This window comes from Bacillus sp. C1 (genome assembly GCF_054570475.1).
This window is the reverse complement of record NZ_JBTMZT010000001.1, coordinates 956,661-971,900: the sequence shown is the minus strand read 5'-3', so window position 1 is coordinate 971,900 and position 15,240 is coordinate 956,661. Positions and strand designations below refer to the sequence as shown.

Sequence of the window (15,240 nt, the reverse complement as noted above, 5' to 3'; positions counted from 1 at the left end):
GTAGCTCCCTCCTATTTGAATCTTGTTAATTATTTTTTAGAATGGTACATCATCATCTGAAATATCAACGCTAGTACTTGGAGCTGCCGCTTCAGATACTTTAAAACCATTTACTTGCGGATATGTTTTACCGTTATATTCACGTTCACCAACCACTAATCTAAGATTTTTATTTAAAAGCGTATCTGCCCATTCTTTATAGGAAGCAAATTTCATTCCAGTTGGAAAAGCTGCCGCTTTAGATATTGCTTGGAATCTCCATTCTGTATTTTCAGAGACAACAAAATTATCAAATTGAATCTTTTGACCTTGATGTGCTTGATTTACATCTGAGCGAATTTCATAATCTACGACAACCATGTTGCTTTTAGTAGAAGATTGCTTCATTTCATAATTAACTACTGTTACCTCATATTCACCTGGCTTAACTTGTTCAAATCCTTTAGCTTTTTCATGATCTACTGTAAACATTATTTATTCCTCCAATTTTTTTAATATGGTATTACAGCAAGGATGTTGTGCGGATGGAGCGCTTCTCCATGCCCTACAACTAAAATCCCTCTGTATTTTTCATAGTGATAAACATCAACTTTTTGCATAAATTGACCTGCTAACTTTTTTTGAATTTCAATAAGTTGCCCTTGTGTCATGCTTTTTCTCCAGATTTACTAAAGGGTTGCAATCTCTCTAAAGCAACGCTTAAGAATTTCATATTGAAACCTTCAAGTTTTTGATTAGTTTTAAATTCAATTTCAGATAGCATCTTAGTTGCATCTTCACTCGTACTAGCAATCTCTTTAATTTGTGCAATAAGATTATTTCTTTCTTTTTCTTCCTCGCTTTTCACATCAACACCCAACTCAAGCCATTTGTACAATTTGCGACCTACTTCAGCAGTAATCTTTTGTGGATGTCCTTCGAACATTTGCGTATTATCCTTTGAAGTATCAGCTACATGATCAATATCGATTACAAAATTAAGCATGAACTCATATTCCATTTCATCCTTTTGTACTGGCTTAGTACCAACTTTACGTGGAGCCATTTTCCCTTTTGCATCTGGTTCTACTACATATTCAGTTTTAGTTCGTAAAGTTGCTAAAATATGAACATTGTTCTGAGTTAACGTTTTTATTAATTTAGTAGTTTCAGATGAAAGCTTGCCCCAATTTTGAAATGAGTTACCAGACATTTCACCATGAGTTTCTATAATGCCGCCTTCGCCTTGCCAGTTGTGTGACAAGGAATCAATGATAAGTACTTCAGCACCAGCATTCTTCATAACTCGAACCGCTTCGTTATATCTTTCAGTTGTGTACGGCGGAGTGAAATTGATATGAAGGAAATTCCCTATTTTCGTTTCTCCATACACAAGACCTACATGAAGTTTTGAGCGTTCATGCTCTGTGTCGATAACACCAATCTTCTTCCACAATTCTTCTTCTGATAAATTAGGGTATGCTTCTTGCATCATCCCAAAAGCTGTAAGTAATGAACTACCTGTTTTACCTGAACCACTACAACCGATAAAGCCAATTACAGCTTTCATCTTTTCGCGTTTCGCTTCTGTTACTTGGAACATATTTATACCTCCACAATCGAACGTCTTTTTATGCCAATAATTGGCTCTGTATATCCAGCAAGCTCTAACTGCCTTTGAGCTTTTCTAAATACATAATCGATATTTTCATTTTCTTTTATGGATCCGTCAGGATTTAAATGTTTATTAGGAATCCATACGTTTTGATTTGTTCCACCTAATGTAAATCGTTTTGCTGCATATCTTTTATAGTTACGGTTAATAAGCTCTAACCGTATTCCTTTGTAGAACTGAATCATTTCTACACTTCCACACTATATGTAATAGACGCAGGTTTAACCGTCACCCCTGGAACCAATTGTCCATCCTCATCCACAACAACTTTTTCACCGCTAATTTCTTCAATCTTGAATTTCTTCTTCAAGTCACCCCATTTAACTTCCGTCTTTAAGCAATCATCGAGATGGTTTTCAATAGCGTATTGAAGTAATTGTTCTTTATCCCGCTGTTCCGGCGTTTCCTTACTCTTACGAGTTTTAGATTTACCGTATGGTGTACTAATCGTTTTCTGCTTGGGATCCGCTGCAAGTTGTTCCATATGATAACGTTGGATATGACCTTCAAAGAATGAAATACTATTGTGGATGGGTTTCAATTCGCTTTGTTCCCAGTTATCAATACGATCACGTTCAACATTTGCTAATTGTGTTACTTTCTTTTCCTCTGCTTTAAGAGCCGTTAATTTACGAAAAGCCCAGTTCAATCCATTAATATCCGTAATTTCAAATTGTTGTTCCGCATCTTGCAATTCATCTACTTCCGCCAATTCAATTGCTTGTAATGAGTTCATCTATAAAACCTCCAAATTTATTTTTCATTTCTTGTGCACCATACAGTGAATAATATGTAAAACCGTTATTATCAAAAGAAACTTCAAACGGATAATCCTTTGATACACGACTTACTATCATAGGCTGCGTTCCCACCTCCTGTAGCAAGTATTCGAATACTTTGCGAGTTACATGTACTTGATTGTTACGAACACTGAGAATGCCGTTATCTTGTGCTAAACGTATAGCTTGTACAGTTTCAGTAACTGTTTTAAGGTCCATCAATAGAAACCTCCTTTACACGAATAAATTTCATGATATAATGACTGTGAATTTTGTTTTTCTAAATCACCTGTTGGCGCAGGTGGTTTTTTTATTGCGCTTGAAAGCATTCAACATTGTGATACTGAATTAAGTACGACTTTAAATTTTCTAAGAGTACGATATTTTGACCAAATACAAAATAAGTATCACCCTCTATAATTTCATCACCGAATACATCTTCAATTGGGTGATCAGCAACCTTATTCAATTAACTCACCTCCCTTCGAGCTGAAACCTTACGGTTCATTTCATATAGCTTGCGCTTCGCTTCTAATTCCATAGCGAGTAACAATGTAGGACTGTTCTTCGCTTCAGCACATCTTTGTCTTACTTCAGATACCTTCATTAATTTTGTTGCGGATAATACTCCGTTCATGATTTTTCACCATCCTTAATAATTTTCGATAAATAACGACTTCATTTTTCGACATTTTATAAACAAAAAAATAAAGCCCTTATTTATCAGTGGATTGGTTGTTCTTTTATCCACATCAACAAAAAACATTCTGTTTCTACCGCTGGAAAGTACCATTTCCCACCTATCTTGTATTTTGGAAAACGTTCATCATAGAAAAACTTCTCTTTTATGGTGTTTTCACTCATACTTGTTTGTTTACAGAGCTCTTTCATATCCCACAAAGTTTTCCTTCTCTCAAGTTGATCGAGCCGTTTCCTTAACTCCTCTAAAAAACGCTGTTCGATAATTTGGTTATCGAGTTGAATATTAAACATTTTGTTACCTTCTTTCTTATCAAGAAAATTCGACATTTCTTTCTCAAAAAAAGTGAGAATTTCTCCTCGAATTTCAATTGATTTCATTTTCTTCAAACTCAAAAAGATACTCTAAGTTATGTTCTGGAAAAAAGGTTTTTTTAATTTCAAGAGCTTCATCATAATAAAAGCGAAACTTACCATTTATTTTGTCACTCACTGTCGCGTGGCGAAGATTCAGATGCAAAGACAATTCTGTGATCATAATTCCTTTTCTCGCCATCTCTGCACGCAGATTCGGATACATTTTCTCACCACCCAACTAATTTGAACGATATTGCGTTTATATCCACTTCAATATAAACGCATTTTCGTACAAAGTCAACGAAAAAACGAAAAAAAATACTCATTTTCGTATACTTTTCTATTTACATACAAATTCAGTTAGGTTATGATATAAACAGATATACGAAATATCGTATACATTTTTAATTAGAAAGGTGGTGAAATTAGTGGAAAAAGCAGAGATTGTAATACGCTTAATAAAAGAAGCTGGATATAGTAAAAGGGCTTTCGCAGAAAAGATCGGACTTCCGCCCACAACATTGCAATCAATGTTATCAAGAGGAATAGGTAAAGCATCTATTGATAATGTAATAAAAGTTTGTAAAGGATTAGGAATTACTACCGATGATTTAGAACGACTAGCAAATGAAGAGAATAATCCAGTCAAAGAAGAAGTTTCTATATACGAAACTATTCGAAACGACCAATCAAACATTATTCATATCCCTATCATTGGCTCTGTTGCAGCCGGGATTCCTATATTTGCCGAAGAAAATATTGAAGGATATTTACCAATGTTAAGTACATTTTTAAATAAGCGCAAAAAATATTTTTATCTTACTGTGAAAGGTACTAGCATGAATCTTGAATTCCCTGATGGTTCTTATGTTCTTGTGGAGGAAACTCCTTTTGTTGAGAATGGACAAATTGCTGTTGTAAAAGTCAATGGTTATGATGCTACTGTGAAAAAGATTTCAAAATCCGGAAACATCATTACTTTAATACCATTGAGTAATGATCCTGTCCACGAACCACAGACTTACGATATTTCAGCTGAAGATGTAAAAATCATTGGTCGTGTTATACAAGCAGTAAAGAATTATTAAATTTCTAGCGCTAGCAATTTAACATCAAAGAGTAGGCGACGGTCTACTCTTTTTAAACAAAAAAAGAAAGGAGCTTTCCTATGGCTACCTTCCATAAATATAAAAAGAAAGGATCTACTAAAGATTTTTGGGAATACCGTATCTATTATCAGGATCCAATCACACGGAAAACTAGGGAGAAATCCAAAAAGGGATTTTCAAATAAAGCCGAAGCAAAATTAGCAGCAGAGGAAATGGAAAGGCAAATTCGTGAAGGTGATCATCCAACTGATGAATCATTGAAATCATATCTCATAACATGGTTGAATGAATACAAAAAAGGAACCGTGGCGAAAAATACACTTTCATTACACAATAATAGTATCGAAAACCATATCATTCCTTATTTTAAAAACATTCTCTTAAAAGATGTTAAACCTACTCTATACCAAAAATTTATCAATCATTTAACTGAAAAAGGATTCAGTAGGCGGACTATTGAAATCGTTCATGGTACTATATATAACGCTATGGAGAAAGCAATAATCTTAGAAAAGATAACAAAGAATCCTTGTATTGGGGTAGAAATAAAAATCAAAAAGAAAGAACCAGAAATACAGTTTATAGAATCAGAACATATTGCTGATTTTTTGCGAGAGGCGTATAAATACGATTATATTTATTGGATATTTTACAAAACATTAATTGAAACCGGCATGCGAAAAGGTGAAGCAGCTGCTCTACAATGGACTGATATTGATTTGAAAGAAAAAACCATTAACATTAACAAATCATTAGATTTCCGAGAGGCAGCTAAGAATCCAGATATGATTTTTGGGGACACAAAAAATTATAATTCAAAACGAAGCATTACAATCAGTCAGGGTCTTGCAAATGATCTGCATTTTCATCAAAAATACCAGAACCAAAACAAGCTTGCCTTAAATGATAGTTACCATTTTGAGCTGAATTTAGTTTTTTGTAGAAATGATGGTAACTATATGCCAAAATCAAGTCTTTTTAATTCATTTTCTAGAATTTTAAAGAAAGCAAATATACCACCTTTACCAATTCATTCATTACGACATACACACGCCGTATTACAACTTGAAGCTGGCGTAAGCATGAAGTATTTACAAGAACGCCTTGGACATGGCAGTATGCAAATTACATCTGATGTCTATTCACACATAAGTAAAAAGTTAGATCAAGAAGCAATGAACAAATTCGAGGAGCACATGCAAAATGTCCTTGAATAATTTTTTTCAAAAAATCCGGGCAATTATCGGGCGGTTGATAAAATAAACAAACCCTCAATAAAATTGCCCGAAAGAAAAAAGCCCCCGATACCGTAGTATCAAGGCCTCACACTCTTAGTAAAGAGTCATATATTGATCGCGTTCCCATTGGTGGACTTGTGTGCGGAACATATCCCACTCAATTTCTTTCGCTTCAATGAAGTGCTCAAGTAAATGCTCACCTAATGCACCACATACAACTTCGTCAGATTGTAATGTAACTAACGCTTGCGCTAATGTTGCTGGTAAGTCAACGATACCTGCTTCTTCACGCTCTTCTTTTGTCATTACATAAATGTTACGATCTACCGCAGCTGGTGGTGTTAATTTATTTTTAATTCCATCAAGGCCGGCTGCTAATAATGTTGCCATTACTAAATATGGGTTTGCAGCTGGATCAACACTACGTACTTCTACACGTGTGCTGATGCCGCGAGATGCTGGAATACGTACTAACGGGCTACGGTTTTGTGCAGACCATGCTACGTAACAAGGTGCTTCATAACCAGGAACTAAACGTTTGTAAGAGTTTACAGTTGGGTTTGCTACCGCTGTAAACGCTGGTGCATGTTTTAAAATCCCTGCGATGAAGTGACGAGCATCATCACTTAATTGTAAATCACCGTTTTGATCGTAGAATACGTTTTCTCCATTTTTGAATAGTGATAAGTTACAGTGCATACCAGAACCGTTCACTCCAAATAATGGTTTCGGCATAAATGTTGCGTGTAAACCATGCTTACGAGCGATTGTTTTTACAACAAGTTTGAATGTTTGAATGTCATCACATGAACGAAGTGCATTCGCATATTTAAAATCAATTTCGTGTTGCCCTGGTGCAACTTCATGGTGAGATGCTTCGATTTCAAAGCCCATTTCTTCAAGTTCAAGAACGATATCGCGACGACAGTTCTCTCCTAAATCCATCGGTGCAAGATCGAAGTATCCACCATTATCATTTAGTTCTAATGTTGGGTTGCCTTTTTCATCAACTTTAAATAAGAAGAACTCTGGTTCTGGTCCAAGATTGAATTCTGTAAATCCTAATGCTTCCATTTCTTTTAGCATACGTTTTAAATTGTTACGTGGGTCACCTTCGAAAGGAGTGCCATCAGCATTGTAAATATCACAAATTAAGCGAGCTACTTTACCTTTTTCAGCAGTCCAAGGGAATACTACCCAAGTATCTAAATCTGGATATAGGTACATGTCAGACTCTTCAATACGAACAAACCCTTCAATTGAAGATCCGTCAAACATCATTTTATTATCTAGAGCTTTTGTTAACTGACTAACTGGAATCTCTACGTTTTTAATAATCCCTAAAAGATCCGTAAATTGTAAGCGGATATACTTTACATTATCTTCTTTCGCTAAACGAAAAATATCTTCTTTTGTGTACTTTGCCATTACATATTCCTCCTTAGTCCCTCTAAACACTTTCAGAATTCATCATCTTTAATGAAAAAATCTAGATATATCACCTTGTCGTAAAGAAGTTCGATTGAATCTACCTGTATGTTGTAATTCATCTCGAAGAATTTTACGAAGCTCGGATTTTGAAATTTCTTTCGTTTCTTCTTTTACTTTCACTGCTTCTGTTTGATTTTCTTTCATTTGTAACACTTGTTTAATACCAGCCATATTTAAGCCTTGATCTAACAAATCTTTAATTTCTAACAACTTATCTACATCGTTAAATGAAAACAATCGACGATTTCCCTTCGTACGGGTCGGGAAAATTAAATTGTGCTCTTCATAGTAGCGAATTTGTCGCGCAGATAATTGTGTTAAATCCATTACAATACTTATAGGAAACAGCGGGGCAGAACGTCTATCTTCTTTCATTGTTTCAGTTCCTCCTTCGCCTTAACTGTTTCTTATTTTATATTATGTTATGTTTATTGTCAACGGATGTTAGCTTTTCTTACATGATTTTTTATAAATTTTTTCATTCCTTTTTAAAATAGCAAAAATACCTTCTTCTTATACAAAAAAGCTGTCGAAATCGACAGCTCCCCTCTTACGAAATTGTTAATAAATTCTTTTCAATTAATGCATCAATTGCAGAACAAATCGCAATCTTCACATGAGAATACGTTAGTCCACCTTGTACATAAGCCACATACGGGGGACGAATTGGTCCATCTGCCGATAGCTCAATACTTGCACCTTGAATGAACGTACCCGCAGCCATAATGACATCATCTTCATAACCTGGCATATAATTTGGATACGGTGTAAAGTGCGAATTAATTGGAGATGCATATTGAATCGCTTGACAAAACGCAACCATGCGCTCTTTGTCATCAAATTGAACAGACTGAATCAAATCTGTTCTTGCAGCGTTCCAAGTTGGCGATGTATTCATTCCTAACTTCTCTAAAAATGCCGCTGTAAAGACAGCTCCTTTTAAAGCTTGACCAGCAACATGAGGAGCTAAGAAGAAACCTTGATACATTTCTTGTAAGCTATATAAAGAAGCACCCGCTTCTGCCCCAATGCCCGGAGACGTTAAGCGATACGCACAAGCTTCTACGTATTGCTCTTTCCCAACAATATAACCACCCGTTTTTACAATGCCGCCACCTGGATTTTTAATTAGAGATCCCGCCATTAAATCTGCACCAACATGACACGGCTCTAATTCTTCCACAAATTCTCCGTAGCAGTTATCAACAAATACAACAACATCTGATTTAATCTCTTTTACAAATGAGATCATCTCTTTAATTTCCGCAATTGTAAATGACGGACGAGTTGCATATCCTTTTGAACGCTGAATTCCGATCATTTTCGTATTTTCATGAATTGCTGCTTCTACAGCTTCAAAATCAACTCTTCCTTCTTCTGTTAACGGTACAGCATTGTAACCAATGTTATATTCTTTGAAAGAACCAACGCCTTTGCCGCGCACACCAACAATTTCTTCTAACGTATCATATGGTTTCCCTGTTATATATAACAACTCATCACCAGGGCGTAAAACACCAAATAAAGCTGTTGAAATGGCGTGTGTGCCTGAAATAATTTGCGGACGCACAAGACCCGCCTCTGCTCCGAATACATCAGCATACACTTTTTCTAACGTGTCACGACCGATGTCATCATAGCCATACCCTGTCGTTGGAATAAAGTGCGAGTCACTAATTTTATGGTTTCGAAAACTTTCTAATACACGGAATTGATTACTGTCAATTACCTCATCAATGCGTTTATGTACACCTGTAATTTGTTCTTCTACTTCTTTTACAATAGGAGCAATTCTTTCTCCATTTTTCAGACGATCAAACATTTTTATTCTCTTCTCCTTTTTCCACTAAAAATCTCTTTAACTGTCCATTCAGCGGCGAATGGGCAAATATATAACCTGTACACTCATATAAAAACTCATCTTCTTTGAATTCCATTTCAGTTAACACCGTTTCTGTTTTTAAAAGTGTAAGTAACCTACCTTCACTTGGAGGGATCATCACCTTATACGATGCCATTTCTTCCATCATCTTCATTTCTACCGATTCTTTCAACTTGGTTAAATCTACTTCTTCAAATGCACTCGTCATAAGAAAATTACTTTTTGGAAACGGAATAAAATTTTGATGTAGTTTATCCTTTTTATTGTAAACTGTAATAATTGGAATATGATCAATTTCAAGGTCTTGTAGTAATTTTGTCACCGTCTGTTCGTGACCTACATAATTCGGATCTGCAGCATCAACGACATGTAAAATTACATCCGCTTCCCCTGCTTCTTCCAGCGTAGAACGAAACGCAGCAACTAACGACGTTGGTAAATCTTGAATAAAACCTACCGTATCAGTTAATAGCACTGTGTATCCACAAGGTAATTGCATCTTTCTTGTCGTTGGATCTAACGTTGCAAACAACAAATTTTCTTCAAACGTATCCGCTTCTGTCAATCTGTTAAATAACGTCGATTTCCCAGCATTTGTATATCCGATTAACGCAACTTGAAATACTTTATTATCCTTCCGGCGCTCACGGTATCTTTTCCGGTGCTCCACCACAACTTCTAGTTGTTTTTTAATTTCATCAATACGCGAGCGAATATGACGACGATCTGTTTCTAACTTCGTCTCACCAGGCCCCCTCGTACCAATACCACCCCCAAGTCGCGATAGCGCCAGTCCCTGTCCCATAAGACGCGGCATCGTGTATCGCAGCTGAGCTAATTCCACTTGAAGTTTACCTTCTCTTGATTTCGCACGCTGTGCAAAAATATCTAATATGAGTTGCGTTCGATCAATTACCCTTGCATCTAATACCGAAGATAAATTACGAATTTGGCTAGGTGTTAACTCATTATTAAATATAATAACAGCCGGTTCTAACTCTTCTGTCAGCGCTGCAAGTTCTTCTAATTTCCCCTTACCTATATATGTAGCAGGATGAAATTTCGGACGTTTTTGCGTTGTAGATATCAATACTTCTGCCCGCGCTGTCTTTGCGAGCGACGCAAGCTCTTTCATGGAATGCATAAACCGTTCATCGTCATCTTGCGGCAATTGACAGCCAACTAATATGACTTTTTCTTTTTCTTCCATCAAATATATTCACTCATCCTTTTCGAAATTTAAACCTTCTAATATAATAGCAGAGGAAGCACATTTCATCTAGTTAGCGGGGGAGAAAATTCATGGCATGGGAGATTTTTAGCATCATCGGTACAATCGCCTTCGCATTAAGCGGAGCTATTGTCGCAATGGAAGAAGATTACGATATCTTCGGGGTATACATTTTAGGAATGGCGACCGCATTTGGGGGAGGTGCCATTCGTAACTTATTAATCGGTTATCCAATCGTAGCGTTTTGGCAACAAGACATGTTATTTGAAATCGCACTTTTATCAATGACAACTATTTTTCTATTTCCGAATAAATTAATTAAACATTGGAAACGTTGGGAAAACATCACAGATGCAATCGGCTTATCAGCATTCGCTGTGCAAGGGGCACTTTACGCACAAAAGCTTAACTTACCTATTAGCGCTACAATTGTCGCATCTGTTTTAACAGGAATTGGCGGCGGTATCATTCGCGATTTATTAGCACGTCGTAAACCTCTTGTCCTTCGCGCCGAAGTATATGCATTTTGGACGATTTTAGCAGGTTTTCTAATCGGTGCCGAAATCGTTGTTAGCGATTGGGCTTTGTACATTTTATTCACTTTAATTGTCTGCTTCCGTATGATTTCTATTCATTACAACTGGCATTTACCACACAGACGCTTAGACAATAAAGAGCGTTCTCTTCATAAATAGTTCATTTTATCCCTTTACATATCGTAAAGGGATTTTTCTTTTCTCACGTGTTTTTCTGTCTATAATGTCCATACTAAATTTTAAAGCGAGGTGAATATAATGACAAACCACGTAAACAAAGGAGCTCAAAAAAGCTCAGTAAATCAAATTAGCTATGATCCAAAATCCGCTCATGAAAAAAGCAAAAAAATGGAACATTATCATAGAGCATATCAACAAAAAGCCAAAGAAGAATAGAGGTGATAAAGAATGGCAAAAGGAAACAACAACCGCAATCGCGGCCAAAGTAGTAGTGTTAATCCACAAGGACTTGCATCAGATGTTGGCGATCAAAGCCCCAAAAGCAAATTAGAACAACGAGCAAAAACCAAAAATACAAAATAGAACGTAATGGATTTCTCTTCCAGACAAAACAAACGCACAGCTTATGAACTGTGCGTCTCTTCTTCAAGCGTTAAATCACTACTTGATATCCCAATTAAATCATACTTATCATACGCATCCTCTTGTAGTAAGCGCATCGCTTGTGTACGAATGGATTTCTCAACAATATTTCGGACATAACGTCCATTACTAAATGATGTAATTTGCGACGAATATTTCACCGCATGTAAATGATCACGAAATTTCCACTCCGCCTCTTTTGATAACTGATATTCTCGTTCATCATACATTCTCTTACCAATTTCGAGTAGCTGATTTACCGTATAATCAGCAAACTCAATAATAAATGGAAAACGCGATTGTAGACCTGGATTTAAAGAAAGAAAATGATTCATCTCTCTTGAATATCCCGCTAAAATTAAAACAAATCCATGTTGTTTATCTTCCATATGTTTGACTAGCGTATCAATCGCTTCTTTTCCAAAATCCTTCTCTCCACCACGCGCCAGTGAATACGCCTCATCAATGAACAATATTCCCCCCATAGCTTTTTTAATTAAATCTCTTGTTTTTTGTGCTGTATGCCCAATGTATTCTCCCACAAGATCCGCACGTTCCGCTTCAACCAAGTGCCCTTTTGATAAAATATTCATCTCAAATAACAATTTCCCAATCATTCTCGCAACAGTTGTTTTCCCTGTTCCTGGATTTCCTTTAAATAACATATGAAGCACTTGTTTTTCTGACTTCAATCCCATTTCTTGTCTTTTCTTATTCACAAAAATCCATGCATAAATTTCTTTTATTATTTTTTTTATATCTTCCATTCCAACAAGTTTACCCATTTCCTCTTCAATTCGTTGTAACATTTCATGCTTTATAGATGTTTCACTTGAAATTACCGATTTATTTTCTGAAGCAGGTACTGAAATTTTTTTTCGGTGATTTAACACGATATTAATTTGATTATTATTTTTCTTTCGCATCGATTGTTCCATACAACCACCTCTTTTTATCGACTCAACAAATCATATTATTAATATTTCCATTTCCCTTATAAATAACTATTTTCAGAAAAATTTTGCTATAATATAAAGAAAAAGAGTGGTGGGAATATGGAAACTAAAAAACTTCATGATACGGTACAAGCTTTCTCGGCCTTTTTATTAAACAAAGGTCGTAAACCTTCAACCATTAAACGTTACGTCTATGATATTGAAGATTTCGGACATTGGCTAGAAAAAAATAAAAAACTTTCCTCTAGTAATATATGGGCTACACTTTGTACAAAAGACTATGAAGATTATTTTTCCGATTTAAAACAAAAACGCCATTACTCCGAAAAAACAATGCACCGTGTATTTATTGTCTTAAATAGACTATATCATTTTTTAAACATCCCAAATCCATTAAAGGACATGGAACTCGTTATCCAACCAAATCGCTCGTTACGTGATGAAGATTTCATTTCAAAAAACGATGAAAAACGCTTAAAACATATCTTGACCTCATTAGAAGGATTATCAGAAAAACAGCTCCCAGTTCGACCATTACTCATGGACCGTAATATTTCTATCGTGAATTTACTTATTGACTACGGCCTATCCTTACAAGAACTTGTATCATTAAATATGCATCACATTCATTTTGAAACAAATACGATTTCTATTCCAGCTGTTGCAGGCGTTGAAAGAACCATCTATTTAACTCATAACGACAAACAACAACTATATCATTATTATAAAAAAATCCCTGAGCCAGTTCGTCCAAAATACCATAGTGATGACCCACTATTTGTAGCATTTGATTTCAACCGTAACACATATCGGTGGGTATACGAAAATGATGCCCCAAAAGCACTAACAGAAATAGCAGTTCAAAAAATGATTCGTCTTGAGGTAGCTAGGGCAAATCTACGAAAAGGTATTTCTAGTCAACATTTTCGAAACACCTTTATTTTACGATTAATCGAACAGCACATTCCTGAACAAGAAATTATGAAACGTGTCGGTTTTAAATCAAAAATTTCCTTAAAAAGATATTATCAATATGCACACCAAAAAGAAAACGCCTTATGAATAGGCGTTTTTTACTCTTTTTTATATTCAACTTACATCTACTAATGATAAAAAAAGAGCGAGTTTCTCGCTCTTTTTTACTATGTATATTTCTATTCTAATTCAATTGAAACGTTCTTTTGTGGAACAAATGTAGAAATAGCATGTTTATAAATAAGCTGTTGCTTACCTTCTGTTTCCAATAAAACTGTAAAGTTATCAAAACCTTTAATTAACCCACGAAGCTGGAAACCGTTTAATAAGTACAGCGTCACAAACGTATTTTCTTTACGGAGTTGATTTAAAAACTGATCTTGAATATTGATTGATTGCTTCATGTCGAATCCTCCTCTTTTTCTCTACTTACTTATTATTCGACTTTTGTTGTAGCTTTCCTTCTATGTACTGCAAAATTTCTGTTGTTTTTTCACCGTCGGTCACATCAAACCATGTCACATCCATTTTGTTACGGAACCATGTTAGTTGACGTTTTGCATAGCGACGTGAATTCGTTTTCAACTGCATGATCGCTTCTTCTAGCGAAACACATCCTTCAAAATAACTATATAATTCTTTGTACCCAATCGCTTGAATGGATTGGCAATCTTGGATTCCCTTCTCATATAAAGCATTTACTTCTTGCAACAACCCTTGTTCAACCATAAGATCAACACGCAAGTTGATGCGATCATATAACATTTCACGATCCATAGTCAAGCCGATTAACGAAACATCATATAACAACTCATTTTCCTGCTTTTCAAGTTGATCACTCATCTTCTGCCCTGTCGTATGAAAAATTTCTAGAGCACGAATGACACGCCTTACATTATTCGCATGAATACGATGCGCACTTTCTGGATCTACCTCTTGCAGTTTCTTATGTACATATTCGACACCATGCTCTATCGCTAGTTTTTCCAATCCCTCTCGATACACAGGGTCTCCAGCTTCCTCTGTAAACTGATAGTCATATAAAACTGATTGTATATAAAGACCCGTCCCACCAACAATAATCGGTAGTTTCCCGCGTTCTGTAATTTCTTGAATATGCCCTCGAACAAGTTCTTGAAATTCCACCACAGAAAATGAATCTTCTGGATTTTTAATATCAATCATGTAATGCGGAATTCCTTCCATTTCTTCTGGCGTCACCTTTGCTGTCCCAATATCCATCGTACGATAAATTTGCATCGAATCCCCGCTAATAATTTCACCATTTAATGATTTCGCAAGATCAATACTTAACTTTGTCTTTCCCACCGCAGTTGGTCCGATGATGACAGCAACTTTTTCACGTTGCAGTTCTCCCATATGCTTCAACTCTCTTTATGTAATCTGATCCATCTAATTATTATACCCAATCTTACCAATTTTAGTAGCTATAATGCAAGTTCTTTCAATTCGGTAAATGAAATTCTAAAAAATAACATACTATAATCCTCTCTGCATCTTAAAACGAGAGACTGCGCCCCAAATAACGCGATAAGTTGAAACTTTAATCAGCGGGGATTTTCTTTATCCCCACTGATTATTAACCCTCACGAATCAGGCTTTTACGGGCAGTTTAATCTTCCACATAACTTCCTTTCTCTCACTAAATTTTGAGGCGAAAGTCTTACTACCTGCAAATAGCGGGATAAAATTGACATAGTTTGTCCATC

Annotated in this window: 23 protein-coding genes; 6 read left to right on the top strand and 17 right to left on the bottom strand. The window is 35.8% G+C overall.

The genetic code is table 11. The annotated features are described in order from the left end of the window. Positions 1 to 36 precede the first annotated feature (36 nt). The 10 genes from ACX5JI_RS05205 to ACX5JI_RS05160 all read right to left on the bottom strand — a co-directional run bounded on the left by ACX5JI_RS05205 (position 37) and on the right by ACX5JI_RS05160 (position 3,712). The gene (locus ACX5JI_RS05205) at positions 37 to 471 is read right to left on the bottom strand and encodes a DUF669 domain-containing protein (RefSeq protein WP_459500003.1); all 435 of its coding nucleotides are present in this window, start codon (positions 469 to 471) and stop codon (positions 37 to 39) included. A 20-nt stretch (positions 472 to 491) separates the two neighbouring features. Continuing rightward, entirely contained in the window at positions 492 to 650 is a 159-nt protein-coding gene (locus ACX5JI_RS05200) for a hypothetical protein (RefSeq protein ID WP_459500002.1), read from the bottom strand. Beyond that, positions 647 to 1,582 (bottom strand): DEAD/DEAH box helicase family protein, encoded by a 936-nt coding sequence (locus ACX5JI_RS05195; protein ID WP_459500001.1) that lies wholly within the window; start codon positions 1,580 to 1,582, stop codon positions 647 to 649. The genes ACX5JI_RS05200 and ACX5JI_RS05195 overlap by 4 nt, the downstream gene beginning before the upstream one ends. 2 nt (positions 1,583 to 1,584) lie before the next feature. Then, the gene (locus ACX5JI_RS05190) at positions 1,585 to 1,839 is read right to left on the bottom strand and encodes a hypothetical protein (RefSeq protein ID WP_459499999.1); all 255 of its coding nucleotides are present in this window, start codon (positions 1,837 to 1,839) and stop codon (positions 1,585 to 1,587) included. A gap of 2 nt (positions 1,840 to 1,841) precedes the next feature. Beyond that, positions 1,842 to 2,390, bottom strand: coding sequence for a host-nuclease inhibitor Gam family protein (locus ACX5JI_RS05185; RefSeq protein ID WP_459499998.1), 549 nt, complete (start codon positions 2,388 to 2,390; stop codon positions 1,842 to 1,844). Continuing rightward, positions 2,368 to 2,652: a hypothetical protein gene (locus ACX5JI_RS05180; RefSeq protein ID WP_459499996.1), complete on the bottom strand. Its 285-nt coding sequence runs from the start codon at positions 2,650 to 2,652 to the stop codon at positions 2,368 to 2,370. Before ACX5JI_RS05180 ends, ACX5JI_RS05185 begins: the two co-directional genes overlap by 23 nt. A gap of 91 nt (positions 2,653 to 2,743) precedes the next feature. Beyond that, on the bottom strand, positions 2,744 to 2,902 hold the full coding sequence (locus tag ACX5JI_RS05175) for a YqaI family protein (RefSeq protein WP_459499995.1): 159 nt from the start codon (positions 2,900 to 2,902) through the stop codon (positions 2,744 to 2,746). Then, positions 2,903 to 3,070, bottom strand: coding sequence for a hypothetical protein (locus tag ACX5JI_RS05170; RefSeq protein WP_459499994.1), 168 nt, complete (start codon positions 3,068 to 3,070; stop codon positions 2,903 to 2,905). It abuts the gene before it with no gap. Positions 3,071 to 3,156: 86 nt separating this feature from the next. After that, positions 3,157 to 3,426: a hypothetical protein gene (locus ACX5JI_RS05165; protein WP_459499993.1), complete on the bottom strand. Its 270-nt coding sequence runs from the start codon at positions 3,424 to 3,426 to the stop codon at positions 3,157 to 3,159. Between the two features lie 73 nt (positions 3,427 to 3,499). Beyond that, positions 3,500 to 3,712, bottom strand: a complete 213-nt coding sequence (locus tag ACX5JI_RS05160; RefSeq protein ID WP_459499992.1) for a helix-turn-helix domain-containing protein — start codon at positions 3,710 to 3,712, stop codon at positions 3,500 to 3,502. Between the two features lie 205 nt (positions 3,713 to 3,917). Here ACX5JI_RS05160 and ACX5JI_RS05155 point away from each other — a divergent pair, with 205 nt between their 5' ends. Further along, a complete protein-coding gene (locus ACX5JI_RS05155) occupies positions 3,918 to 4,577 on the top strand; it encodes a LexA family protein (protein WP_459499991.1) in 660 nt (219 codons plus the stop codon). 80 nt (positions 4,578 to 4,657) lie between these two features. Continuing rightward, a complete protein-coding gene (locus ACX5JI_RS05150) occupies positions 4,658 to 5,815 on the top strand; it encodes a site-specific integrase (RefSeq protein ID WP_459499990.1) in 1,158 nt (385 codons plus the stop codon). A gap of 114 nt (positions 5,816 to 5,929) precedes the next feature. Here ACX5JI_RS05150 and glnA read toward each other — a convergent pair whose 3' ends face one another. From glnA to hflX, 4 genes are all read right to left on the bottom strand, one after another. Continuing rightward, positions 5,930 to 7,264, bottom strand: coding sequence for a type I glutamate--ammonia ligase (gene glnA / locus ACX5JI_RS05145; protein WP_459499989.1), 1,335 nt, complete (start codon positions 7,262 to 7,264; stop codon positions 5,930 to 5,932). Between the two features lie 48 nt (positions 7,265 to 7,312). Further along, the gene (gene glnR, locus ACX5JI_RS05140; protein ID WP_459499988.1) at positions 7,313 to 7,702 is read right to left on the bottom strand and encodes a transcriptional repressor GlnR; all 390 of its coding nucleotides are present in this window, start codon (positions 7,700 to 7,702) and stop codon (positions 7,313 to 7,315) included. A 175-nt stretch (positions 7,703 to 7,877) separates the two neighbouring features. Next, positions 7,878 to 9,149, bottom strand: coding sequence for a methionine gamma-lyase family protein (locus ACX5JI_RS05135; RefSeq protein WP_459499987.1), 1,272 nt, complete (start codon positions 9,147 to 9,149; stop codon positions 7,878 to 7,880). After that, on the bottom strand, positions 9,142 to 10,419 hold the full coding sequence (hflX, locus tag ACX5JI_RS05130) for a GTPase HflX (RefSeq protein WP_459500285.1): 1,278 nt from the start codon (positions 10,417 to 10,419) through the stop codon (positions 9,142 to 9,144). The genes ACX5JI_RS05135 and hflX overlap by 8 nt, the downstream gene beginning before the upstream one ends. Positions 10,420 to 10,511: 92 nt before the next feature. Between hflX and ACX5JI_RS05125 the strand changes: the two genes are divergently transcribed. The 3 genes from ACX5JI_RS05125 (at position 10,512) to ACX5JI_RS05115 (ending at position 11,519) form a co-directional block, all read left to right on the top strand. Beyond that, on the top strand, positions 10,512 to 11,135 hold the full coding sequence (locus ACX5JI_RS05125) for a trimeric intracellular cation channel family protein (RefSeq protein ID WP_459499986.1): 624 nt from the start codon (positions 10,512 to 10,514) through the stop codon (positions 11,133 to 11,135). A 99-nt stretch (positions 11,136 to 11,234) separates the two neighbouring features. Further along, positions 11,235 to 11,372 carry a hypothetical protein gene (locus tag ACX5JI_RS05120; RefSeq protein WP_459499985.1) on the top strand — a complete coding sequence of 46 codons (138 nt, stop codon included), beginning with the start codon at positions 11,235 to 11,237 and terminating at the stop codon, positions 11,370 to 11,372. A 12-nt stretch (positions 11,373 to 11,384) separates the two neighbouring features. Next, positions 11,385 to 11,519, top strand: a complete 135-nt coding sequence (locus ACX5JI_RS05115; protein WP_459499984.1) for a hypothetical protein — start codon at positions 11,385 to 11,387, stop codon at positions 11,517 to 11,519. A 41-nt stretch (positions 11,520 to 11,560) separates the two neighbouring features. On the opposite strand, the gene spoVK is transcribed toward ACX5JI_RS05115, so the two are convergent. After that, the gene (gene spoVK / locus ACX5JI_RS05110) at positions 11,561 to 12,517 is read right to left on the bottom strand and encodes a stage V sporulation protein K (RefSeq protein ID WP_459499983.1); all 957 of its coding nucleotides are present in this window, start codon (positions 12,515 to 12,517) and stop codon (positions 11,561 to 11,563) included. A 117-nt stretch (positions 12,518 to 12,634) separates the two neighbouring features. Here spoVK and ACX5JI_RS05105 point away from each other — a divergent pair, with 117 nt between their 5' ends. After that, the gene (locus tag ACX5JI_RS05105) at positions 12,635 to 13,597 is read left to right on the top strand and encodes a tyrosine-type recombinase/integrase (RefSeq protein ID WP_459499982.1); all 963 of its coding nucleotides are present in this window, start codon (positions 12,635 to 12,637) and stop codon (positions 13,595 to 13,597) included. 92 nt (positions 13,598 to 13,689) lie between these two features. On the opposite strand, the gene hfq is transcribed toward ACX5JI_RS05105, so the two are convergent. After that, positions 13,690 to 13,914, bottom strand: a complete 225-nt coding sequence (hfq, locus tag ACX5JI_RS05100; RefSeq protein WP_000813896.1) for an RNA chaperone Hfq — start codon at positions 13,912 to 13,914, stop codon at positions 13,690 to 13,692. Between the two features lie 25 nt (positions 13,915 to 13,939). Next, positions 13,940 to 14,890: a tRNA (adenosine(37)-N6)-dimethylallyltransferase MiaA gene (miaA, locus tag ACX5JI_RS05095; RefSeq protein ID WP_459499981.1), complete on the bottom strand. Its 951-nt coding sequence runs from the start codon at positions 14,888 to 14,890 to the stop codon at positions 13,940 to 13,942. Between the last annotated feature and the right edge of the window lie 350 nt (positions 14,891 to 15,240).